Consider the following 21,384-nt stretch of genomic DNA (forward strand, 5'->3'; position numbering starts at 1 on the left):
CGCAGTCGCGAACGAAAGGCCAATACAGTCGTGAGTAGTCACCCGCGTGCCGGTCAGCCCGCCGAGCCCGCCGACCTGGTCGACGTACCACGGCTGGTGACCGCCTACTACAGCGAGCATCCCGACCCGGCCGACCCGGCACAGCAGGTCTCCTTCGGCACCTCGGGACACCGCGGGTCGAGCCTGCGCAACGCCTTCAACTCCGACCACATCCTCGCCGTCACCCAGGCGCTCTGCGACTACCGGCGGGAACAGGGCGTCGACGGCCCGCTCTTCCTCGGCCGGGACACCCACGCGCTGTCCACCCCGGCGGCCGTCGACGCCCTGGAGGTGCTCGCCGCCAACGACGTCACCGTGCTGCTGGACAGTCGCGACGGCTACACCCCCACCCCGGCGGTGTCACACGCCATCCTCACCCACAACCGGGGACGCACCAGCGGTCTCGCCGACGGCATCGTGATCACCCCGTCGCACAACCCGCCGGACGACGGCGGATTCAAGTACAACCCCACCCACGGCGGCCCGGCCGACTCCGACGTCACGAAGTGGATCCAGGACCGGGCGAACGCGATCCTCGTCGCCGGGCTCAAGGAGGTGCGCCGCATCCCGTACGCGCGGGCCCGCGCCGCCGACACCACCGACACGTACGACTTCCTGGGGGCGTACGTCGATGACCTGCCGGCGGTGCTCGACCTCGACGCGGTCCGCGCCGCCGGGGTCCGCATCGGCGCCGACCCGCTCGGCGGCGCCAGCGTCGACTACTGGGGCGAGATCGCCGACCGGCACCGCTTCGACCTGACCGTGGTCAACCCGACGGTCGACCCGACCTGGCGGTTCATGACCCTCGACGGCGACGGCAAGATCCGGATGGACTGCTCGTCGCCGAACGCGATGGCCTCGCTGATCGCCCGGCGCGCCGAGTACCAGGTGGCCACCGGCAACGACGCCGACGCCGACCGGCACGGCATCGTCACCCCCGACGCCGGGCTGATGAACCCCAACCACTACCTGGCCGTCGCCATCGCCCACCTGTTCCGCACCCGGGACCAGTGGGGGCCCGACGCGGCGGTCGGCAAGACCCTGGTCTCCTCCTCGATGATCGACCGGGTCGCCGCCGACCTCGGCCGCCCGCTGCTGGAGGTGCCTGTCGGCTTCAAGTGGTTCGTGCCCGGCCTGCTCGACGGCGCGGTCGGCTTCGGTGGCGAGGAGAGCGCCGGCGCGTCCTTCCTGCGCCGCGACGGCGGCACCTGGACCACCGACAAGGACGGCATTCTGCTCTGCCTGCTCGCCGCCGAGATCATCGGCAGCACCGGGCGGACGCCGAGCGAGCACTGGGCGGACCTGGCCGACCGCTTCGGTGCACCCGCGTACGCCCGCATCGACGCACCCGCCAGCCGGGAGCAGAAGGCCGTGCTCGGCAAGCTCTCCCCGGAGCAGGTGAAGGCGACCGAGCTGGCCGGTGAGCCGATCACCGCCACGCTCACCACCGCCCCCGGCAACGGTGCCCCGATCGGCGGGCTGAAGGTGACCACCGAGTCGGGCTGGTTCGCGGCCCGCCCGTCCGGCACCGAGGACGTCTACAAGATCTACGCCGAGTCCTTCCAGGGCCCCGACCACCTGGCCCGCCTCCAACAGGAGGCCCAGGCCCTCGTCACCGACGTCCTCGGCAGCGCCTGACGTCGTCGCGGACCGCGGGCGAGCGTCAGACCCAAGCCGCGGTGCCGGGTGTGGTGACCGCGGGCGACCACACCCGGCCAGCGCTGTCACAACCCGTTGGGGCCGATCGACGTGGGGCGGAAGGTGTATTCGCGACCGCAGTAGTCCGGCACGGTGCTGGGCCGATCGAGCGACATCCGACAGACCTGGATCACCACGCGGTCGATGCCCACCGCCGAGGCGTTGGAGCCGAGAACGAAGTCGAACCGCAGCACTCCGTTGTCCACCCGCTGCGCTGCCCGGTCGATCGGACGTTCGCCCGCGTACGCGACGTAGCTGGCGATTGTGTAACGACGGTCGTCGCGGCAGGCGATCGGCTCATTGGCGCTGGGCCGGTCGACGACGACGACTCCGGTCAGTCGCACCGCACTGGTGGGCGCGGTGGAGCGCCATTCCAGGACCCCTTCGGTGTAGCCGTAGGTGCAGTTGTCTCCGGAGGGGACGGAGAATCGCTGGGAGATCGGGCTGGCGGCTGCGCTGCCGGCCATGACGGTGGTGGCGAGAAGCGCGGCGGCGAGGACGGTCGCCGCCCGCAGGAGTGCGCGGGTCATGTGCCTCCTTCCAGGCTGATCCGGCGCGGTGGTGGGTCGGGCGGGAAGGTCGCGACAGGGGGGCCCGATTGGGACGGCCACCGACACCGGTAGCGGATTAAGCGAAGTCTATCGATGTAAGGGGGGAAAGTCAGCCGCCGGGGCGCCGGGTCAGCGTGGTGGGGGCGCTTCGCGGCGGCCGAGTTGGCGGCGCAGATTCTCCGGCAGCAGTTCGCGGAGCTGCTCCGGCAGCAGCGGCAGGTCGAGCAGGCTCAGCTTGAGCTGACTGCGTTCCTGGTACCGGGCCGGGTCGAGGCGGACCACCAGGCCCGCGTCGGTGCGGTAGCCGATATCCACCGCACCGGAGGTCGACCCGTCCCGGATGACCTGGCCGTCCACCTCGATCGCGACCGGCGCGGACCCGGCACGCAGTTCCAGCCGGACCCGTTCGTCGGAGGAGAGCACCACCGATCGCGAGATGCCGGACATCGGCGCGCTGGGGGTGACCACCACGGCACGCGTCGCGGGAGAGACCAGCGGCCCGCCGGCGGCGTAACTGTAGGCGGTCGACCCGCTGGGGGTGCTCACCACCAGCGCGTCACAGCGGTAGTAACCGTACTGTTGCCCGTTCACGGCCAGGGTCGCGGTGACGAAACCCTGACCGGGGCGGCGGATCAGCGCGATGTCGTTGAACGCGACCACGTCGTCGCCGCACACGTCGCAGGCCAGACAGCTGTGCGACTCGACGGTGTACTCGCCGGCCAGCAGCCGGTCCAGCGCCGCCGGCAGCTCCGGCGGCTCCACCTCCACCAGAAACCCCAACTTGCCGAGATGTACGCCGAGCACCGGCTTCGGATCCGGTACGGCCGCCCGCAGCGCGCCCAGCATCGTGCCGTCCCCGCCGACGCTGACCAGCAGGTCCGCTCCAGCGGTGAGCTGGTCCTCCGGTACCGGGCGGACGGACTCGGGCACCCGTTGCCGGTCCTGTTCGCGTACCGTCAGCTCCACCTGGTGCCGCGCGGCCCAGGCGGCGATGGTGTCCACCACCGGGGACACGTCCCGGGTGGGATGCAGCACCAGCCCGAGCCGGATGCGGTCCATACCCACAGCTCATCACAGTCCGCACGCCCGTCATGCCGGTACGCGACAAGGCGCGCCGGCGGTGGGACCGCCGGCGCGCCCTGGACCGTCGCTACCGGCGCGGTCGACCGGTCAGGTGGGTCAGCGACCGGGCGACCAGGTCGTCGCGGGCCGCCGGTGCCAGCCCCTCCAGCCCGAAGCCCAGGTAGACGGTGTCCGGGGTGACCACCGCCGACCCCTCCTCGAACGCCTGCTGACTACGCGACCAGTCGTTGGCCGCCGGGGCCGACCCGGCCGGCGGACCGGCCACCGTCCAGCCACCGAGGTCCGTCTCGAACGACGTCTCGGCGGCGGTGGCCCCGTCTACCACGACCCGGGTGTCGTCGACGAACAGGCCGAGACCCTGGGTGGCCCAGTCGGTGGCGTAGCTGATGGAGACCTCCACCTGCCCGCCCGCGTACCCGGACAGGTCGGCCACGAACTCCTTCCAGCCGTTGGAGCTGCCGGTCGCCGCATGCCACTGGCCGGTGCTGCCGGTCGGTGAACAGTCCGCGCCCTGGTAGTGCGCGAGGAACGGGTGCAGTTGAGCCACCCAGCCGGAGGCGCAGCTTTCCCCGGTCTCCTGCGTGGTCAGGCCCCCGGCGTCCGGCAGCGTGGTCCAGTCGTCGCTGCCGACCGCCCGCGCCTCGACGAACATGAAGTCCCAGTTCGTCTCGATGTCGAACGAGGTGAAGAAGCGCAGCTCAGCACTGCTCGCCCCGGTCAGGTCCACCGTCCGGGTGAGCCGCTTGTACGACTCGTCGGACTGCCCGCTGAACAGGTACCACTCGCCGGTACGCGGATCGAACGGCGCCCCGCCCGGACGCCCCCAGCCCACCGGAGCGGAGCTGGTGAACTGTGGGAACTGGGCCGGTGGCAGGAAACTCGACGTGGTCAGGAACGACGCGGTGTGGTCCTGGTTGCCCGCCGAGCCGTCGGCGTTGAGCGTGCCGGTGAACCCCGCGAACCGGCCCTCGTCGCCGAGGACCTGGTACGGCTGCCCGTCGGGCGACGTACCGCCGTCACTGACGTAGTTGTACGCCCCCAGCCAGTACTGCTGGAAGTCGTTCAGCAGCGGCAGGCAGGCCGGATCGGCGGCGTCGGTGCACTCCGGCGGGGCGTCCGGCAGATAGCCGTACGATCCGTTGGCCGCCTGGGCGTAGAGCGCGTACTTGCCGCTGACCAGCAGCTTGCCGCCCTCGTTTAGGTAGTCCCGGACGGACAGCTCGGTGTCCACCGCCGCCTTCGCCACGGTGCCCGGCACCTGACCCGGCTCGCGCAGGATGATGTCGTCGCCGGTCTCCCAGACCACCGCGTCGTAGTGCGACAGCACCCCCAGGTGGTGGGGGGCGGCACGCCCCATCGCGTCGAAGTCGTACACGTCGCTGCTGCGCCCGGCGGCCTTCAGCGAGGCGGCGATCTCGTCGGCGTACTTCGCCGTGGTGGTGTCCTGGGCCGGGCTCAGCCCGGTCACGTCCTCCACCGCCAGCACCAGCACGTCCCCACCGATGTCGTCGTGCACCCGGTAGCTGAAGCGTTCGCTGCTGACCTTGCCCCGGCCCGGTCTGGTCGCGGTGAACCACACCTGCACCCGGTCGCCCGGCCGGGCACCGGTGACCTTGCCGCGCAGCTCGGCGTAGTAGTCGTCGTGGGTGTCGCCGTAGCGTTCACCGCCGCGCCACTCGCGGACCCGGGTGGACTTCGTCCGGCCCCCGTTCACCGACCAGTTCAGCTTGACGTTCTTCAACGACCGCCGGGTGATCGCGGCGACCTGCTGGGTCCGGCCGTACGACACGTCGAAGGCGTCCACCACGAAGTCCGGGGTGCTGCGGCCGACCACCGAGACCGGGTCGTCCGGCTGGTGGGCCGACTTCGCCACCGACAGCGCGAACGGGATGTTCTTGGCCACCTCGGCGGCGATCAACTTCTCGTCGTCCGGGAAGATGAAGCCGCTGACACAGTCCTCCGGCAGCCACTGGTCGTCCGGGTCCGACTCGGCCGCCGCCTGGCAGGTGGACATCTCCGGAGTGAAGCCCAGCGTGCCGTAGCGAACCGTGGCGTGGCTGTCCGTGTCGCCGTTCGTGGTGTACAGCTCGGCCGAGATGTCCGGGTCGTAACCGGGCACCGCCGGGTTGGCGTCGTCGCCGGCCATCGCCTCGTAGATCACGTCGTCCGGGGTGGGCGTGGCCACCTGCCAGCCGACGCCGTAGAGCAGCAACTGCGCGGCGGAGTGGTAGTTGACGAAGAACTCGAACCTGATCCGCTTGAACAGGCCGTCGAGCGCCTTCGTCTCCGGCTCCGAGTTCGGACCGGGGCCGCGATAGGTGTCACTCGCCGGATCCGGCGAGGAACCCTCATTGTCGTAGCCCCACTTGTAGCTGAAGTTGCGGTTCAGGTCGACGCCGTCGGCCCCGGTGATCTGGCCGTCGCCGTTGTTGTCGCGCAGGTTCTTGCGCCACAGCCGGTTGCCGGGCGTGAAGGTGTGGTCGTAGCCGTCCGGGTTGAGCACCGGAATGAACCACAGCTCGGTGGTGTCCACCAACCGGGTGATCTCCCGGTCGGAGCCGTAGCTGGTCAGCACGTGGTGCATCAACCGGCGGGTCATCTCCGGCGTGATCCACTCCCGGGCGTGCTGGGTGCCGCCGTAGAGCACCGCCGGCCGCTTGCCGTCCTTGGTCTTCGTCGCGTTCTTGGTGACCTTGATCGCGAGGATCGGTTTGCCCTGGGCCGACCGACCGATGCTCTGCACCTTCGTCAGCTTCGGATACCGGGCCGCGGTAGCGGTGATCTCGTCGCGGATGCCGCCGGGTTCGCTGTACGACCGGAAGGCCCGCCAGCCCGCCGCGCTCTGCTCCCGCAGCACCCGCGAGGCATCCTTGCCGCGTACCTTCTTGACCTTCAGATCGACGCCCTTGCGGGCCAGCCGGTCGGCCTGCGCCCGGCTGAGCACCGTCTCGATCTCCGTCTTGCCGGACTGGTCGGGCGTCGTGCCGTGCCCGACGTCGACACCGGCCTCCCGCAGCTGGTGCAACTGCGCGGGATCGACGGTGCCGACATACACCTCCATGCCGTCGCCGCCGCCCGGGTCGGACGGCGGCCGTGCGCTCGCCGGTGCGGTCAGCACCAGCGCACCGACCAGAGTGAACACGCCGGCGATCGCCAGCGGTGTGCGCCTCATCCTGCCCCCTTGGATCGAAGGACTTCCGCGCTGAGCCTTGTGCCGGTCATCACGCGTGTCAATACATCCGGCGTAACATCCCGCTGCGGGCGATCGGTGCACGTAACCCCGTATTTCGTTGCCTCGTTGGGCTGTTGCCGGCGTTGTGTGGGCGCGCGTGCAAATGGCCGCGTCTCCACCACCAGCGAGGATCTCGGGGGCGATGACGTGCGCGGATGGACACCGCCGACAGTGATGTTTCGCGACCGCCGCAGGCTGTTGGCGAATAAACAGGCATTGCACGACGAAGCCCTGTCCAGGACGGAGATCGAGCAGATCCAGGTCCGACGGTTCAACGAAATCTGGTCCTACTGCACCACCGAGGTGCCCTTCTACCGTCGTTGGCAACGGGAGCACGATCTGCCCGGACACATCGACCACCCGACCGACCTACGGCACTTTCCCGCGCTCGACAAGGAAACCCTGATCCGGCGCTCAGTCGAGGTCTTCGAGGGCGCCTCTACTCGACACGTGTACAGCACGGGCGGCAGCACCGGCCAACCCACGCGGTTTCCGCAGGGACCAGGTGAACTGGCCGCCCGGTGGGCGAACAACTACCTCGCGCGCTCGTGGTGGGGAGTCCGACCCGCTGATCCGCAGGTGCTGCTCTGGGGGCACGCACACCTGTTCGGCAGCGGGATGACGGCGCGGGTAGCCAAGGTCAAGCGTGGTGCCGCCGACCGGCTCATGAGGATGACCCGACTCAACGCGTACGACCTCAGCGAGCCGGCACTGCGCGCCCACCATCTCGCGCTACGCGACCGAAACCCGGTGTCGCTGGTTGGTTACACCTCCGCCGTGTTCAAGCTTGCCCGGTATGTCGAGCGACATGGCCTGGATATGGGTGACAAGAGCCGGCTGCGTGCGGTGCTGCTCTGCTCGGAGACTGCCAGCGACGCCGACATCGCGCTGGTGGAGCGGGTACTCCAGGCACCCGCCGTCATCGAGTACGGTGCGGCCGAGACCGGGGTGATGGCGGCATCACGTGATCGCGCCAGGTCAATACGGGTCATCTGGGACAGTTTCATCTGCCTGGTCGGCGGTGATCAGTCGCTCGCCGTAACCACCCTGGACCGTCGGTTGTTCCCACTGATCAACTATGCGATCGGGGATCGGGTCGAACCGGTCGACGCCATCGACGGGAACGCCCTGGAACTGCGGTCGATCCTGGGTCGCCGCCAGGAGGTCGTCCGGGTGGCGGCGGCTCAGGGCATTCTCGATCTGTCTCCCATCCTGCCGGTGCACATCCTGAAGACGTACCCGGGGATTGTGGGCGTGCAGTTCCGGCAGAAGCGACCCGACGACCTGCACATTCACGTGCAGGCTGATGTCGAACTTGACCTGACCGAGGTCAGCGCGTTCTTCGTTCGTGAGCTACGCAAGGATCACCCGGACCTGCGCGCCGAGTCCATCACGTTCTACCAGGTCAGCGAACAGGAACGGACCCGCGCTGGGAAGCACGCTCTCTTCGTCTAGTGACCGACAGGTTGGTGGCTCCCGTCGTCGGGCGTCTCGCCCATCGCCGCCGGCCAGCCACGACGAGTATCGCCACAGCGACGACCAACTCCGCGCCGGCCGCTGACGTGGCGACCCCTGCCGCTCCGAGCGTGGTCGCTTGGATGAGGAGCCCGACACCGACGAGCATGGCGACCGCAGTGGCGACCTGCGTCGCGGCGCCGTAGTCGCCGTCGCCGATGCGGTTCATGGCGAAGGCCCGGTTGATCGTGGCGAACGGCAACGCGAGTGCCAGCAACTGCAGCCACAGCGCCGCGTCGGGAACTCCGAGGTCCAGGATGTCCATGGTCAGCCGGGATGCGAACGTGACGATGCCGAAGGCGATCACCGAGGCGGAGAGCACGGAGATGAGTTCGGCTTCCCGCCCAATCGAGCCAGGCGGGCCGATGCGGTGGCGGCGCCGCGTCCGCACCGCCATCGGCACGCGTAGGCCACTGAACACTACTGCCACCAGCGCCTGATAGATGCTGACCAACGCGCCGTAGCAGCCCACCACGTGCGGGCTGGCGACCAACGACAAGGCGATGGTGCCAGCCCGGGCGCTGAAGGCGTCCGCGAGGCTGTAGGAGAAGAGTCGGCGGTTGAGCCGGAAGGCGCGGGCGGCGTTCCGGAACGAGAGCTGGGTCCACATCGGCCGTGCGCCGGTCACAGTGCGGCAAACCACGACTTCACCGCTGAGGAGGTAGACGGCTGCGCCGATCGCCAGCGCAGCGGTCAGCGGCGCACCCCCAATCAGCAGAGCCAGAGCCAACAGCCGCGGCACGGTCAGTACGGCGGACGCGGCGACGAACCGCATCTGCCGCACCAGATCGCTGTAGCGCAGCTCGGCGAGACTGTTCAGCATCATGATCCCGCCGGCCGCGACCAGAGCCGGACTTGCGTACCCCCGAACCTGGTACAGCCCGGTGATGCCTGCCGTGGCAGCGATCATGATCGGTATCGCGATAAGCAGGCGCTGGCTCCGTACGGCACGGCGTTCGCGTTCATCGCCGGAGACGTAGAGCAGCGACGAGCCGCCCATGACCATGATCACGACCCAGGTGAGCGCGGCGGTCATGACGCTGTATGCAGCGATCTCCCCGGTCTGACCCTGCCGTGCCGCGTACGCCAGCATCGCGGCGTTGGCCAGCCCACTGAGCAGGCTGGACGCCGAAGCGACGATCGTGCTGGAGCGGATCTTGCCGGCCTGCCCGGCATCTGGCGGCATCGACTACGCGTCCTGCGTCTCGGCTTCAGCCTGGTCTCGGGCTCCTGTGGCCCGCCCAGCTTGCCGGAACTGATCAAAGATGTTCGGCTGCGTCGCGCCGGCGCGCCAGCGCTGGTACGCCGCGCCCGCCGCCGCGCGGGCATGCAGTCGGTGCATCGCCGGAGCCGCGGCGACCAGGTCGATCTCACGGGCAAGAGCAGCAGCAGTCGGTTCGGTGAGTACCACTCCGCCGCCCGAGCGGAGCACCGCGTTCCATGGCGTCTGGTCTGAACAGATGACCGGGCAGGAGGCGGAGAGACTCTCGGCGATGACGTGTCCGAAGTTCTCTCCGCGGGTCGGGAAAACAAAGGCGTCGTATCGTGCAAAGGTCGGTCGTACCTCGCTCGGCGTGAGTTCGCCCCGGTAAGTGACCGAGACGTTCGCGGGAACAAGTCGCATGAGTTTGTGGCACTCCTGCCAGTAGGCGACGTCCTCGATCGGGCCGTAGATGTCGAAGATCAAGGGGTGGATCACCTGCGTGAGCCCCTCAAGAACGCCGGTCAGGTTCTTGATCGGACTGACGCGACCGAGGAAGACCAGCCGGGCAGTCTCACCTGATGCTTCCGGTGGCAACGGATCGGGCGGAAGTGCCACGTCATTTTGCCGGATCTCGATCGCACCGCCGGGGAAGAGTCTGCGAATGGCATCAGCTTCGTGGTGGTTGGTCGCATGCCAGGAGACGTTGGATCGCTTAAGGACAGCGCGCCACGGCGGGAGGAAGAGGCGCTTTTTTGTGGCTTTGGTGCTCAAAGCGTTGCTCCCCAGTTCGCCACGAGGGGCGACCAGTATCCGCTGCACATGAAGGAGACCCAGTCTCGCAGCGACGATCGGAATAAGAGATGAGGGTGCCCACAGACTGTTGACGTACAAGAGATCGAATTGAGTGCGTCGGAGTTCGGAAGTCAGCCGACGCCATCTCCATGGACGGCGTGGCTCGATATACCAGATGCGTGCACGTCCACGCTGCACCCAGTGTCCAGACAGGCCGACGTAGGGCTCCTTGGAGCCCAGGTCGTGATTCCTGGTAACCATGGTGATTTGCACTTCGGGTGAGCTGGACTCCAGTAGTTGAGCTATCGATCGCACAGGTCCACCGGCACGGAAACCTGGCTCAAAGTATTCACAGGTCAGAAGTATCTGAAACGACTTCGGGTCTGCGGCTCTGGGGCGACCGAGACTGGATCCCAGACGTCCTTCTCGAACTTTCACGACCGTCCTCCGGGTGTTCCGGTCCTACGTTCCAGTTCGGGCAAACGAGGGTGCCCCGCTGTCGGTGACCGTCGAGAACTAACGCCTGTGCCTACCGCTGGCTCCCACGGCGGTTAGGACGGCAACACCTGGCCTGACGTCGGGACCTCGGTTACGACTTGGACCCGAGTAAGCGTCCGAACGTCCCATGCGGCCACCGGGGTGTGTCCGGTGGGAAGCCGCAGGGGGAGGGCTCAGCGCGCTAGCGGCGAGGCCCGCCATCGCCATCCAGAAGATGTACGGGTAAGGCTGCCCGGTGCCGAACATCGCAGACTCGGTGACCTGAACGAATAGCCCGGTCGCGACGAGCCAGATCAGACCCGAGTTTGTTCCGACCGGGGAGACGCGGGTGATCGCCCAGACGCAGGCTGCCAGAACCAGTAGCAGGCTGGCCGCGCCAGCCAGCCCTAGTTCCAATAACCACTGAAGGTAGCTGTTATGGACCATGTTCACCTCGGTGGCAAAGAGGTCAACTTGGCGAGTGTATTCGAAGAGAGACCATCCAGCCGAATAACCGAAACCGAATGATGGCCGGTTCTTCCAAAGATCCAGTGCTGCCTGCCAGGTGACCATGCGACCGCTCGAGATGTCACCGTCCTCGGCGTCGGTGAACCGGGCTGCCAGTTGTTCTGTCCACTGGGAGCCGGTCACAGCACTGGTCACGTTGAACAAATGAAGGACGGCCCCAGCCGCCAGGCAGGCGGAAACAACCCGGATCGCGGTGGGCAGGCCGTGTCGGGCGATTACCCAACAGGCGCCTGCGAGGATGGCGAGCAGCGCAGTCCTTGACTCGGTCATGATCAGTGCGACGGTTGCCGGAACGACACCACCGAGGTGAATCAACCGGCCTGAGTTCCGATAGACGGTCCAGCCAATCGGAACGGCCACGGCGCAGAGGACGCTGAGCATGTTCGGGTTCGCAAAGATGCCCTGAAACCGATCGCCATAGGTCCATGCGTCAGTCGCGCCTGCGGCTCCGTAGGCGAGACTGATCACGAAAGCGGCTGTGAGGATGACGTAGGCGGTGCCGAGGTCCCGCGCGATACGGTGCTGGCTACTCCACCGTCGCGTGGCGAGTCCGTGTACCAAAGCCACCAACAGCGCCAGCGCACCGGCCTGCTGGAGGGTGAGGAGGGGCACGACGGACCACGTGCTGCTGGCAACTGCGAGGGCGACACATGCCCAGAGACCGCCGAGGAACAAGCGGGGCCAGCCGGTGAGGCGCTTGATCTTCGCACTGCCGCCGCCGACGAACGTCCAAACCACCAGCGCGCCCGCAGCTAGGTAGCGCGGATAGAAGGTGACCTGAGCGAGAGGTGCGATGTTGGAGACAGCACCGATCAACAGCACCAGCGTTGCGGCAAAGAGTCGCTGCCACCCATCGAGCCGTCCAAGTAGATAGCCGACAATCGCGATGACGACGGCGACGACGGCGACGACGGGGTGCGCCACGGCTAGTGCGGCGACGACCGCCACTATGGTGCCGGCACCAACTATCAGAGTGCCGGCCGTCCAACGTCTGGCCATCAGATCTTCCTGTTCGTGAAGTCGCGGGTCAGCTCGTAGGAGTCGGGCGACGGAGGTCAGGAGCTGTCAGCAGTGCCCAACGCCCGCGCGCGCCGTGCAGGTCGTGGATCATCCTCGACCAGGATGGTGGGCGGTATCCGGTGGTCTGGGCCAACGCATCGGCATTCATGGAGCGGTCGCAGACGAACGCGTCGTGCGGGAGGATGTCACCGGTCCAGCCGTAGGCTTCCGCGATCAGCCTGAGTAGCTCGTATTTCGAGATCGGCGTCGCCGCCACATGGTAGAGACCGGTGAGGTCGTCGCGCGGCAGCACTACCGATCGCAGCAGCCGGGCGAACTCGACGGTGGTGATGCCGCTGTAGATCGCCTTTGTGTAGCCGGACACGACGCCATTCTGGGAGAGGAACCAGTCGACCAGGGATCGGCGACCGCTCAGCTCGTGCCCGATGATCGACGTACGCAGCGTCAGGGCCGGTGCGCGGTCGACCTCGCCGAGCAGCTTCGACCGGCCGTACAAGTCTGGCGGGTCGGGGATGTCTGTCTCCACGTAGCCACCCCGGTCGCCGGAGAAGACGCAGTCGGTGCTGACGTGCACCAGACGAATGCCGCGCCGCGCACACTCCTCGGCGAGCTGATGGGGAAACAGGGCGTTGACGGTGACGGTGTGCACGGCGTTCTGGACCTCGGGCCGTTGTTTGATCACGCCTACGCAGTTGACCACCACGTCGGGACCGATCTGGTCGAGCAGCCGACCCACCCGCCCGTGGGCGAGCACGTCGATCCCCGTGCTGACTCGTGCCGCGACCGTCGGCGGCAGATCGGCGCTGCTCCGCGCGGTGCCGTGCACCTCGACGCCGGCGGCGTCGTGCAGCTCCCGCATCAGGGTGTGCCCGAGCATGCCGGTGGCGCCCAGCACGAGTACCCGTCGGTTCATCGTCGCACCCGCTTTCGGTCGGGCCTGCCGCCGTCCTTCGCCGCCACAGCCAGTAGCTCGGCGAGGACCTGGACGTTGGCCGCCTCACTCATGAGAAGCCGGTAGTGGTCGAGACCGGCCCGCCCCATCGCCCGTAGCTGAGCGCGAGGCGTGGCGTGGGCGAGCCGGATGGTCTGGGCCAGCCCCTGCGGATCGCCCGGGGCAGTGGTGAATCCGGCGCCGGCGTCGCGTATCGCCCGGGCGGCGTCGCCGGGCGCGCAGGACAGGATCGGCTGGCCGCAGGCGAGGATGGTCTGCACCTTGCTCGGCATGGTGATCTGGAACAGTGGCTGGTCGGCGAGGCTGACCAGCTGGATGTCGGCGGCGGCCATCACGGCGGCCATACGCTCCGGCGCGACCGGGTCGACGAAGTGGACGGTGCGGAGACCGAGTTCGGCAGCCGCCGTACGCAGCGCGGGTTTGCTGACCCCGTCGCCGACCAGCACGAGGTGGAGGTCGGTCAGGTCGCGGAGTCGGCCCATGGCCGCGATGGCGACGCCGAGGTCCTGCGCCGGCCCGTGGTTCCCGCCGTAGAGCACCACGAAGTCGTCGGACGACAGGCCCAGGCCGGCGCGCAGGTGCGGGTCGGGCTCGGTCGGCTGCATGAGCTTCTCGTCGGCCCAGTTGTAGACGACGGACACCTTCTCCGCGGGCACACCCCGCGCGACGAGGGTGTCGCGCAGCCCGGGGGAGGGGACCGTGACATGTGCGGCCCGGCGATAGGTGAGCTCGGTGAACCGGCTCAGCGTCGGCTCCGCGACCCGGCGAGCCAGACCCCGGGTGACGAAGCCCGTCGCGAAGACCGAGTCTGGCCAGAGGTCCATCACCATCAGCACGTACGGGATTCCCCACCGCAGCCGGGCCGCCAGGGCCGCGGTCGCCGCGGTGGCCGGTGACGAGTAGACCAGCGCCACGTCCGCGGTACGCAGCAGCGACGAGCCCAGCAGCGTCGAGGACGTCGCCCAGCTCAGGTAGTTCGCGGCGCGGCCGACAGCGGACCGGTCGTGGCTCGGGTGCAACGGGGTACGCAACACCCGGAGACCGTCCACTTCATCGACGACTGACCGTCGGTGTGCATAGCCCGGGTGGACCACGCCGGTCGGGTAGTTGGGCATCCCGGTCAGCACGTCCACCTTGAAGCCCTGCCGCCGCAGGCAGCGGGTGAGCCCCAGGGGAATGGGCACCGGCTCCGGTGGGAAGAACTGGCTGACCAGCGTGACCCGGGTGGACAGCGGGTCGTCGGCCTCGGGCCCGGTCACGTGCTGGGTACTTCGGTCGGCTGACCGACCTCATCGAGCTGCGCACGCACTTCCGGCAGGGTCAGCAGCAGCGCCATGATCTCGGGAACGTCGAGGCGGCGGGCGTTGTGCGAGTGGTAGTCAGCGACGTGCTCCTGGCGGGTGTCGCCCTCGTCGAAGTACAGGGCGTAGTTGAGGTCGCGGCTGTCGATCGGCACCCGCAGGAAGTCGCCGAAGTCCTCGGCCCGAGCCAGGTCCTCGCGGCTGGCCAGGGTCTCGTACAGCTTCTCGCCGTGCCGGATGCCGAGCACTTCGAACTTCGCCGGCACGCCGAACAGGTTGCACAGCGCGGTGGCGAGGTCGGCGATGGTGCAGGCACCGGCCTTACGGATGAAGATGTCACCGGGCTGGCCGTGCCGGAACGCGTGCTCGACCAGTTCGACGGACTGGCCCAGCGACATGAGGAACCGGGTCATGGTCGGTTCCGTCACCGTCGGCGCCACACCGTTGCGAATCTGCTCGATGAACAGCGGGATCACCGAGCCCCGCGAATACATGACGTTGCCGTAGCGGACGCAGCAGACGCGCGTCCGTGCCGATGGATTGTTCCGTGCGTGCGCCTGGGCGACCTTCTCCATCAACGCCTTGGTCATGCCCATGGCGTTGACCGGGTAGACGGCCTTGTCCGTGCTGAGCAGCACCAGCGTCTCAATACCGTTGCGCTCGCAGGCGTCGACGACGTTGGCGCTGCCGAGCACGTTGGTCCGGACCGCCTCCAGCGGGAAGAACTCGCAGGACGGAACCTGCTTGAGGGCGGCGGCGTGAAAGACGAAATCCACGCCCCGGGCCGCCTTGTGGACGCTGTCGAAATCCCGGACGTCCCCGACGTAGTAGCGCACCCGGTCGTCGCGCAGCCGGTGCCGCATGGCGTCCTGCTTGGACTCGTCGCGGCTGAGTACGCGCACTTCGGCGGCGCCGGCGTCGAGCAAGCGGGAGACCATCGTCTGCCCGAAGGAGCCGGTGCCACCGGTGATCAAGAAATGGCGGCCCGAAAGTGAGGAATCCACATTTCCCCCTGTCTTTCCTTGCACCCCCGGGGGCGCTGATGATTCGCATCGAATCGGACCATACAGCTCGGCAACTGCCGGAGAGCCGCAATTCGAGAATCGACCATGGACTCAGCAGTCCGACGATTCTTCGCGCTTCGTTCGCGTTCCCTCCGGCCGGTTCGACTCGTTGAACAACGGTCCGTTGCCGGCCCATTGTCGGAGCCGGCCGTGCGAAGGGTGAGGCGATGACGCGGGTCATGACCGTGGTGGGAACGCGACCAGAGATCATCCGGTTGTCCCGGATCATGGAGCGACTGGACCGGACGGTCGACCATGTGCTCGTCCACACCGGCCAGAACTGGGACCGCTCGCTGTCCGATGTGTTCTTCGCGGAGATGAGGATTCGGGAACCCGACCGCTTTCTCCGGGTGGACACGTCTTCACTCGGGCGGGTGCTCGGCGGCGTCCTCGTCGGCGTGGAGGAGGCGATCCGTGAGCTGCGACCGGACGCGCTACTCGTGCTCGGGGACACCAACAGCGCCATCGCCGCGGTGATGGCGCGGCGGATGCGGGTGCCGGTCTACCACATGGAGGCGGGCAACCGGTGCTTCGACCTCAACGTGCCGGAGGAGACCAACCGTCGTCTGGTCGATCACGTCGCCGACTTCAATCTGGTCTACAGCGAACACGCTCGACGCAACCTGCTCGCCGAGGGGCTGCATCCCCGGCGGATCCTGCACACCGGGTCACCGATGCGGGAGGTGCTTGACCACTACCGGCCCGAGATCGAGGCATCCTCGGTTCTGCACCAGTTGGAGCTGAAGCCCGGAGGGTACTTCGTGGTCAGTGCCCACCGGGAGGAGAACGTGGACGATCCCGCCCGACTGCGGCGCCTGCTCGACTGTCTGCGGGCCGTTCGCGCCGAGTGGGGCCTGCCCGTGCTGGTCTCCACCCATCCACGTACCCGCAAACGGCTGGAGTCGCTGACCGACGATGGGACAGACCTCGACGGCATCGCCTTTCACGAGCCGTTCGGCTTCTTCGACTACGTACGCCTGCAAACCCAGGCCCGGTGCGTCCTCTCTGACAGCGGCACGATCAGCGAGGAGGCCGCGATCCTCGGCTTCCCCGCGGTGACCCTGCGCGACTCCATGGAGCGTCCGGAGGCGCTCGACGCCGGCGGCATCATCATGACGGGTCTCGACCGTGACGGGATCGTCGAGGCTGTTCGGGTCGCGGTCGACCAGGTGGCGGTGGCCGGCGTTCCCTGTCCGGACGACTACCACGTCACCGACACGTCCCGCCTGGTGGTGAACTTCATCCTGTCCACCGTGCGGCGGCACCACGACTGGGCGGGCATCCGTCGCTGAGCGATGTCACGAGGGCTGGTGACCGGATCGGTCACCAGCCCTCGTCGGTACAGCGACTGCTACCGGGGCAGCGCGAGGCCACCCAGGACCGAGTCGCTGACGCGCCCGGCCGGTTGGCCGCTGAGGCGGGCCAGTTCGGCTATGACCTTGTTCGGGTCGTCGAACGGATCGAGGCCACTGACCTCCAGTGGATCGAGTGGGGGAACCGCGACGTGCGAGACCAGCGGGTGCAGCGGGCGGGCGTCGGCCTCGCCGGTGCCGAGCAGGTCCTCGTGCAACTTCTCGCCGGGGCGCAGGCCGGTGTAGACGATCGGTACGTCGCTGCCGGCCTGCTCGGCCATCTGCCGGGCCAGGTCGGCGATGCGGACCGGCTCGCCCATGTCGAGCACCAGTGCCTCACCGTCGCGGCCGATCTCGGTGGCCTGGAGCACCAGGTGCACCGCCTCCTGCATGGTCATCAGGTAGCGGGTCACCTCGGGGTGGGTGACGGTGAGCGGGTTGCCCGCCTCGATCTGCCGCTGGAAGGCGGTGACCACCGAACCCCGGCTGCTCAGCACGTTGCCGAAGCGCACGCTGAGGAAGGTGCCGGGAAAGCGCGAGGCGGCGTGCGCGGTCAGCCGCTCGGTGATCCGCTTGGAGTAGCCCAGGACGCTGATCGGGTCGGCGGCCTTGTCGGTGGAGATGTTCACGAACTTTGCCACGTCCTGACAGGCGTCCAGCACCGACAGCGTGCCCCACACGTTCGTCTTCACCGCCTCGCCCGGGTGCCGTTCGAGCAGGGTGAGGTGCTTGAGCGCGGCGGCGTGGAAGATGATCTCCGGGCGGCGTTCCCGGATGATCCGCCGGATCGCCTCGTCGTCGCGCAGGTCGGCCAGGATCAGCTCAGGCCCGTCCAGCATGGCGCGGCCGTTCAGCGACATCTGGAGCGCGTGCAGCGCCGACTCGTCGCGGTCGAGCATCATCAGCTCGCCCGGGTCGGCCTTCATCACCTGCCGGCACAGTTCGGAGCCGATCGAGCCGCCGGCACCGGTGACCAGGATCCGCCGGCCGGTGAGGCCGTTGGTCCGTACCGCCATCTCGGCGACCACCTGCCGGCGGCCGAGCAGGTCGCTGATCCGGACGTCGCGTACGTCGGTCACGGTGATCCGGTGGTCGACCAGGTCGCGTACCGGCGGAAGCACCTTGAACGCCGCGCCGGTGTTCAGGGTGGCCTCCCGGATCTGCCGGATGAGCGCGGCGTCGGCGTTGGCGACCGAGAAGATCACGGTGGTGGCGCCGGTGCGGCGTACCGCCTCGGCGACGTCTCCGCGCCCACCGAGCACCCGGATGCCGTCGACGCAGAGGTTGCGCTTGTCCGGGTCGTCGTCGAGGGCCCCGACCGGTCGGTAGCGGCTGCGTGGGTCGGTGAGCAGGGCGCGGAGCAGTCCCTGGCCGGCGTCGCCCATCCCGAACAGCAGCACCGGTGCCGACGAGCGGACGTCCGGGCGCAGGGCCAGGTCGCGCTGGTGCCGGTAGGCGAACCGGACGGCGAGCATGAACAGCAGGGCGAGCGCGCCGCCGACCAGCGGGGTGCTCGCCGGCACCGGCCGCTCGCCAACCGGCAGTACGCCGAGCAGGACGATCGCGACGGTGGTGAGGGCGGTGCCGGCCAACCCGCGAACCTCCGGGAGGCTGCCGAGCGGGTGGCGTCCAGAGCGCACCCGGCGCGCCCCGGCCACCGCCACGTGCAGCCCGGCGGCGATCAGCCCGCAGCCGGCGGCGCGGGTGAGTTGGGTGGTGGTCAGGGCGAACTCGTAGCGGGTCCAGGCGGCAGCGACGAATCCACCTACCCAGGCCGTGGCGTCGACGGCGAGGAACGCCAGGGTGCGCCATCGGATCCTGCTCCGGCGTGCCGTCGGGTCCGGGTGCCGGCTGGTCTGTGTGTCCCGCATCTGCGGCTCCTGTGCTGTCGACCACTTCCGCCCGGGGCGAGCGGAAGGAGCAGTACGCTCCTGTCCTTGTTACATGCCATATGAGTGCTTTGTTGGCTTTTCGGTGATTGCTGGTGAATCGTTGTGCCGCTGGTGACCGGCCGGACCATGTCGGCCGAGCGGTCGGGCTCAGCGGGCCGGTACGCCCTTGACCACGACGCCGGCGGGCACGTCACGCACCACGCAGGCGCCCGCGCCGACGGTGCTGTCCCGACCCACCCGCAGGCCCTGCAACACGGCGGCGGTGGTGCCGACGAGTACGCCCTCCGCCAGCCGACACTCCCCGGAGATCGCGGCCAGCGGATTCACCGATACGTGGTCGGCCAGCTCGCAGTCGTGCCCGACCGTGCAGTTCTGGTTGAGATGCACGTGCCGCCCGAGAGTGACGTTCGTGGTGACCCGCGCCCCGGCGAAGGCGACCAGACCGGGGCCGTGCCGCAGGTCCGGACCGAGCGTGGCGTCGGGGTGTACGAGACTGGCCGCCGGTGTGCCGTACCGGTCGACCCGTTCGGCGACCGTGCGCCGGACCCGAGGGTCGCCGATAGCGATGACGTGGTGGGTGTCGGTGGGTGCCTCGGCGAACCAGGACAGACCGCCGAGAAACGGCACGTCGAGTCGCTGCACCCGCTTGAGGTTCACCTCGCTCGGCCGGTCGTCGACGAAGCCCAGGACCTGCCACCGGGGCAGGAGAGCGGCGGCGTTCACGGCACGGGCGATGGTCAGGACCTCCCGACCGTGCCCGCCGCATCCGACGATGACCAGGGGTACCGTCACGGTGCCGGAACTCCGGTCCGGGCGGCCAGGAACTCGTCGATCGCCGAGAGCACGGCGGTGACCTGCGCTTCGGTGAGGGCGCTGCCGCTGGGCAGGGTCAACCCTTCGGCGTAGAGCCGTTCGGCGGCTCCGGTGAGCCGGCTCTCCGCGTCGGCGTACGCCGGTTGCAGGTGCATCGGCTTCCACACCGGACGGGTCTCGATGTTCCGGGCGGACAGGTGGGCGGCCAGGTCCGCCGCGGTCCAGCCGGAACGGCGCGGGTCGACCCGGATGCTGGTGAGCCAGCAGTTGGAGCCGGCGTCCTCGGCGCCGACCAGGTCGGCTCCCGGTACCGGGGCGAAGAGTTTGGCGTACCGGTCGCGGAGCCGCCGCCGACGGTCGATCATTCCGTCCAGCCGAATCAGCTGAGCCCGCCCCAACGCCGCGAGCAGGTTGCTCAACCGGTAGTTGTACCCGGTCTCCCGGTGCTCGTAGTGCGGGACCGGCTCGCGCGCCTGAGTGGACAGGTGTCGCGCCCGGTCGAGCAGCGCCAGGTCGTCGCCGACGAGCATGCCACCGCCGGAGGTGGTCATGATCTTGTTTCCGTTGAAGGAGAGGGCACCCACCCGGCCGAAGGAACCGGCCGGTCGGCCGAGATGCGTGGCGCCCAGCGCTTCCGCGGCATCCTCGATCAGCGCGACGTCGGCGGCGGCGCAGATCGGCAGCAGCGCGGTGTAGTCGGCGCAACTGCCGAACATGTCGACCGGGATCACCGCGCCGATCCGCTCCCCGCGCGAGCGCAGATCCCGTAGCAGCTCGGCGACGAGGGCGACGTCGATGTTGCCGGTGCGCGGATCGCAGTCGACGAAGACCGGTCGGGCCCCGGTGTAGCGGACCGCGTTGGCGGTGGCGACGAAGGTCAGCGTCGGTACCAGCACCACGTCCCCGGGGCCGACGCCCAGCCCGAGCAGCGCCAGGTGCAGCGCGGCGGTGCCGGAACTGACCGCCACCGCGCCCCGGGTGCCCACCCGGGCGGCGACCTCCCGCTCGAAGGCGTCGAGATCCGGGCCGACCGGCGCCACCCAGCCGGAGCGCAGCGCCGCGATCAGGTACGACTCCTCCAGCGGACCGATGTCCGGTGAGGACAGGTGAATGGTGTCGGTCATCGTCGGCTGCCGAGGAACTCGGGCATGGTGGCGTTGCCGTCGGCCGAGATGCCGTCCCGACGTAGCACCGTGCCGACGGTGGCGGCCAGGATCGACAGGTCGAGGCGGAGGCTGCGCTTGGTCACGTACTCCACGTCGAGCGAGAACTTGGCGTCCCAGTCGAGGCTGTTGCGTCCGCGTACCTGGGCCAACCCGGTGATGCCGGGGCGCACCTCGTGCCGTCGCGCCTGGGTGGGGGAGTACCGACTCAGGTACTGCGGCAGCAGCGGTCGGGGACCGACGAGGCTCATGTCGCCGCGCAGCACACACCAGAGCGTCGGCAGCTCGTCCAGGCTGGTGGCCCGCAGCCAGCGGCCGAGTGGGGTGAGCCGCTCGGCGTCGGTCAGCAATCCCCGGGCTGAATCGGGCGCCCGCATGGTGCGGAATTTGATCAACTCGAACGGCCGGTCGTCCCGTCCGATGCGGCACTGCCGGAAGAACACCGGTCGGCCCAGCCGTACCGCGACCGCCGCCGCGACCGCCGCCATCAACGGCGCGGTCAGCAGCAGCAGCGCGGTCGCGACGACCACGTCGAACAGCCGCTTGACCGGGTCGTCCGGCCGGGCGGGCCGGGGCGGGCGCGTCGGGGTGGCCACCGAGGATACGGGCACCGTTCTGACCTCCGTACGTCAACCGGTCATAGCAGACAAACGGGTTGTATCAGACTGAGCACTCGTGATTTCGGAAAATGGCGACAGTCGACACGCA

At 68.8% G+C, this 21,384-nt stretch carries 16 protein-coding genes; 3 read left to right on the forward strand and 13 right to left on the reverse strand.

What is annotated here, in order from left to right; translation table 11 throughout:
• Window positions 1-30: 30 nt before the first annotated feature.
• A complete protein-coding gene (pgm, locus tag O7597_RS21505; RefSeq protein ID WP_281580528.1) occupies window positions 31-1,677 on the forward strand; it encodes a phosphoglucomutase (alpha-D-glucose-1,6-bisphosphate-dependent) in 1,647 nt (548 codons plus the stop codon).
• Window positions 1,678-1,763: 86 nt separating this feature from the next.
• On the opposite strand, the gene O7597_RS21510 is transcribed toward pgm, so the two are convergent.
• The 3 genes from O7597_RS21510 to O7597_RS21520 form a co-directional block, all read right to left on the reverse strand.
• A complete protein-coding gene (locus O7597_RS21510) occupies window positions 1,764-2,267 on the reverse strand; it encodes a hypothetical protein (RefSeq protein ID WP_281580529.1) in 504 nt (167 codons plus the stop codon).
• Between the two features lie 150 nt (window positions 2,268-2,417).
• Window positions 2,418-3,347 (reverse strand): NAD(+)/NADH kinase, encoded by a 930-nt coding sequence (locus O7597_RS21515; protein WP_269738953.1) that lies wholly within the window; start codon window positions 3,345-3,347, stop codon window positions 2,418-2,420.
• A 91-nt stretch (window positions 3,348-3,438) separates the two neighbouring features.
• Window positions 3,439-6,543: a M14 family metallopeptidase gene (locus O7597_RS21520; protein WP_281580530.1), complete on the reverse strand. Its 3,105-nt coding sequence runs from the start codon at window positions 6,541-6,543 to the stop codon at window positions 3,439-3,441.
• Between the two features lie 9 nt (window positions 6,544-6,552).
• Between O7597_RS21520 and O7597_RS21525 the strand changes: the two genes are divergently transcribed.
• Window positions 6,553-8,058: a hypothetical protein gene (locus O7597_RS21525; protein ID WP_269738951.1), complete on the forward strand. Its 1,506-nt coding sequence runs from the start codon at window positions 6,553-6,555 to the stop codon at window positions 8,056-8,058.
• Here O7597_RS21525 and O7597_RS21530 read toward each other — a convergent pair.
• The 6 genes from O7597_RS21530 to O7597_RS21555 all read right to left on the reverse strand — a co-directional run bounded on the left by O7597_RS21530 (window position 8,009) and on the right by O7597_RS21555 (window position 15,366).
• Window positions 8,009-9,154 carry a hypothetical protein gene (locus O7597_RS21530; protein ID WP_269738950.1) on the reverse strand — a complete coding sequence of 382 codons (1,146 nt, stop codon included), beginning with the start codon at window positions 9,152-9,154 and terminating at the stop codon, window positions 8,009-8,011. The two genes, O7597_RS21525 and O7597_RS21530, sit on opposite strands and share 50 nt — an antisense overlap.
• Window positions 9,155-9,307: 153 nt before the next feature.
• Window positions 9,308-10,093 carry a glycosyltransferase family 4 protein gene (locus O7597_RS21535; RefSeq protein ID WP_281580531.1) on the reverse strand — a complete coding sequence of 262 codons (786 nt, stop codon included), beginning with the start codon at window positions 10,091-10,093 and terminating at the stop codon, window positions 9,308-9,310.
• Between the two features lie 537 nt (window positions 10,094-10,630).
• Window positions 10,631-12,118, reverse strand: a complete 1,488-nt coding sequence (locus O7597_RS21540; protein WP_269738948.1) for an O-antigen ligase family protein — start codon at window positions 12,116-12,118, stop codon at window positions 10,631-10,633.
• A gap of 28 nt (window positions 12,119-12,146) precedes the next feature.
• Window positions 12,147-13,052, reverse strand: coding sequence for an SDR family oxidoreductase (locus tag O7597_RS21545; protein ID WP_269738947.1), 906 nt, complete (start codon window positions 13,050-13,052; stop codon window positions 12,147-12,149).
• The gene (locus tag O7597_RS21550; RefSeq protein ID WP_269738946.1) at window positions 13,049-14,350 is read right to left on the reverse strand and encodes a glycosyltransferase family 4 protein; all 1,302 of its coding nucleotides are present in this window, start codon (window positions 14,348-14,350) and stop codon (window positions 13,049-13,051) included. The genes O7597_RS21545 and O7597_RS21550 overlap by 4 nt, the downstream gene beginning before the upstream one ends.
• The gene (locus tag O7597_RS21555) at window positions 14,347-15,366 is read right to left on the reverse strand and encodes a polysaccharide biosynthesis protein (RefSeq protein WP_281580532.1); all 1,020 of its coding nucleotides are present in this window, start codon (window positions 15,364-15,366) and stop codon (window positions 14,347-14,349) included. Before O7597_RS21555 ends, O7597_RS21550 begins: the two co-directional genes overlap by 4 nt.
• Window positions 15,367-15,623: 257 nt before the next feature.
• On the opposite strand from O7597_RS21555, the gene wecB reads away from it, so the two are divergent.
• Window positions 15,624-16,748 (forward strand): UDP-N-acetylglucosamine 2-epimerase (non-hydrolyzing), encoded by a 1,125-nt coding sequence (wecB, locus tag O7597_RS21560; RefSeq protein ID WP_269738944.1) that lies wholly within the window; start codon window positions 15,624-15,626, stop codon window positions 16,746-16,748.
• Between the two features lie 59 nt (window positions 16,749-16,807).
• Here the strand turns inward: wecB and O7597_RS21565 are convergent, their stop codons facing one another.
• The 4 genes from O7597_RS21565 to O7597_RS21580 all read right to left on the reverse strand — a co-directional run bounded on the left by O7597_RS21565 (window position 16,808) and on the right by O7597_RS21580 (window position 21,287).
• A complete protein-coding gene (locus tag O7597_RS21565; protein ID WP_281580533.1) occupies window positions 16,808-18,679 on the reverse strand; it encodes a nucleoside-diphosphate sugar epimerase/dehydratase in 1,872 nt (623 codons plus the stop codon).
• A gap of 168 nt (window positions 18,680-18,847) precedes the next feature.
• Window positions 18,848-19,492 carry an acetyltransferase gene (locus O7597_RS21570; protein WP_269738942.1) on the reverse strand — a complete coding sequence of 215 codons (645 nt, stop codon included), beginning with the start codon at window positions 19,490-19,492 and terminating at the stop codon, window positions 18,848-18,850.
• On the reverse strand, window positions 19,489-20,637 hold the full coding sequence (locus tag O7597_RS21575; RefSeq protein WP_269738941.1) for an aminotransferase class I/II-fold pyridoxal phosphate-dependent enzyme: 1,149 nt from the start codon (window positions 20,635-20,637) through the stop codon (window positions 19,489-19,491). The genes O7597_RS21570 and O7597_RS21575 overlap by 4 nt, the downstream gene beginning before the upstream one ends.
• Window positions 20,634-21,287: a sugar transferase gene (locus tag O7597_RS21580; RefSeq protein ID WP_269738940.1), complete on the reverse strand. Its 654-nt coding sequence runs from the start codon at window positions 21,285-21,287 to the stop codon at window positions 20,634-20,636. The genes O7597_RS21575 and O7597_RS21580 overlap by 4 nt, the downstream gene beginning before the upstream one ends.
• Window positions 21,288-21,384: the final 97 nt, after the last annotated feature.

It is taken from the genome of Verrucosispora sp. WMMC514, assembly GCF_027497295.1.
GTDB lineage: Bacteria > Actinomycetota > Actinomycetes > Mycobacteriales > Micromonosporaceae > Micromonospora > Micromonospora palythoicola.

Excerpts from the sequence above, each read along its gene's own strand:
- O7597_RS21540 (WP_269738948.1), bottom strand. The coding sequence starts at position 12,118 with ATGGCCAGACGTTGGACGGCCGGCACTCTGATAGTTGGTGCCGGCACC.
- O7597_RS21520 (WP_281580530.1), bottom strand. The coding sequence starts at position 6,543 with ATGAGGCGCACACCGCTGGCGATCGCCGGCGTGTTCACTCTGGTCGGT.
- O7597_RS21545 (WP_269738947.1), bottom strand. The coding sequence starts at position 13,052 with ATGAACCGACGGGTACTCGTGCTGGGCGCCACCGGCATGCTCGGGCAC.
- O7597_RS21565 (WP_281580533.1), bottom strand. The coding sequence starts at position 18,679 with ATGCGGGACACACAGACCAGCCGGCACCCGGACCCGACGGCACGCCGG.
- O7597_RS21575 (WP_269738941.1), bottom strand. The coding sequence starts at position 20,637 with ATGACCGACACCATTCACCTGTCCTCACCGGACATCGGTCCGCTGGAG.
- O7597_RS21510 (WP_281580529.1), bottom strand. The coding sequence starts at position 2,267 with ATGACCCGCGCACTCCTGCGGGCGGCGACCGTCCTCGCCGCCGCGCTT.
- wecB (WP_269738944.1), top strand. The coding sequence starts at position 15,624 with ATGACGCGGGTCATGACCGTGGTGGGAACGCGACCAGAGATCATCCGG.
- O7597_RS21515 (WP_269738953.1), bottom strand. The coding sequence starts at position 3,347 with ATGGACCGCATCCGGCTCGGGCTGGTGCTGCATCCCACCCGGGACGTG.
- O7597_RS21530 (WP_269738950.1), bottom strand. The coding sequence starts at position 9,154 with ATGACCGCCGCGCTCACCTGGGTCGTGATCATGGTCATGGGCGGCTCG.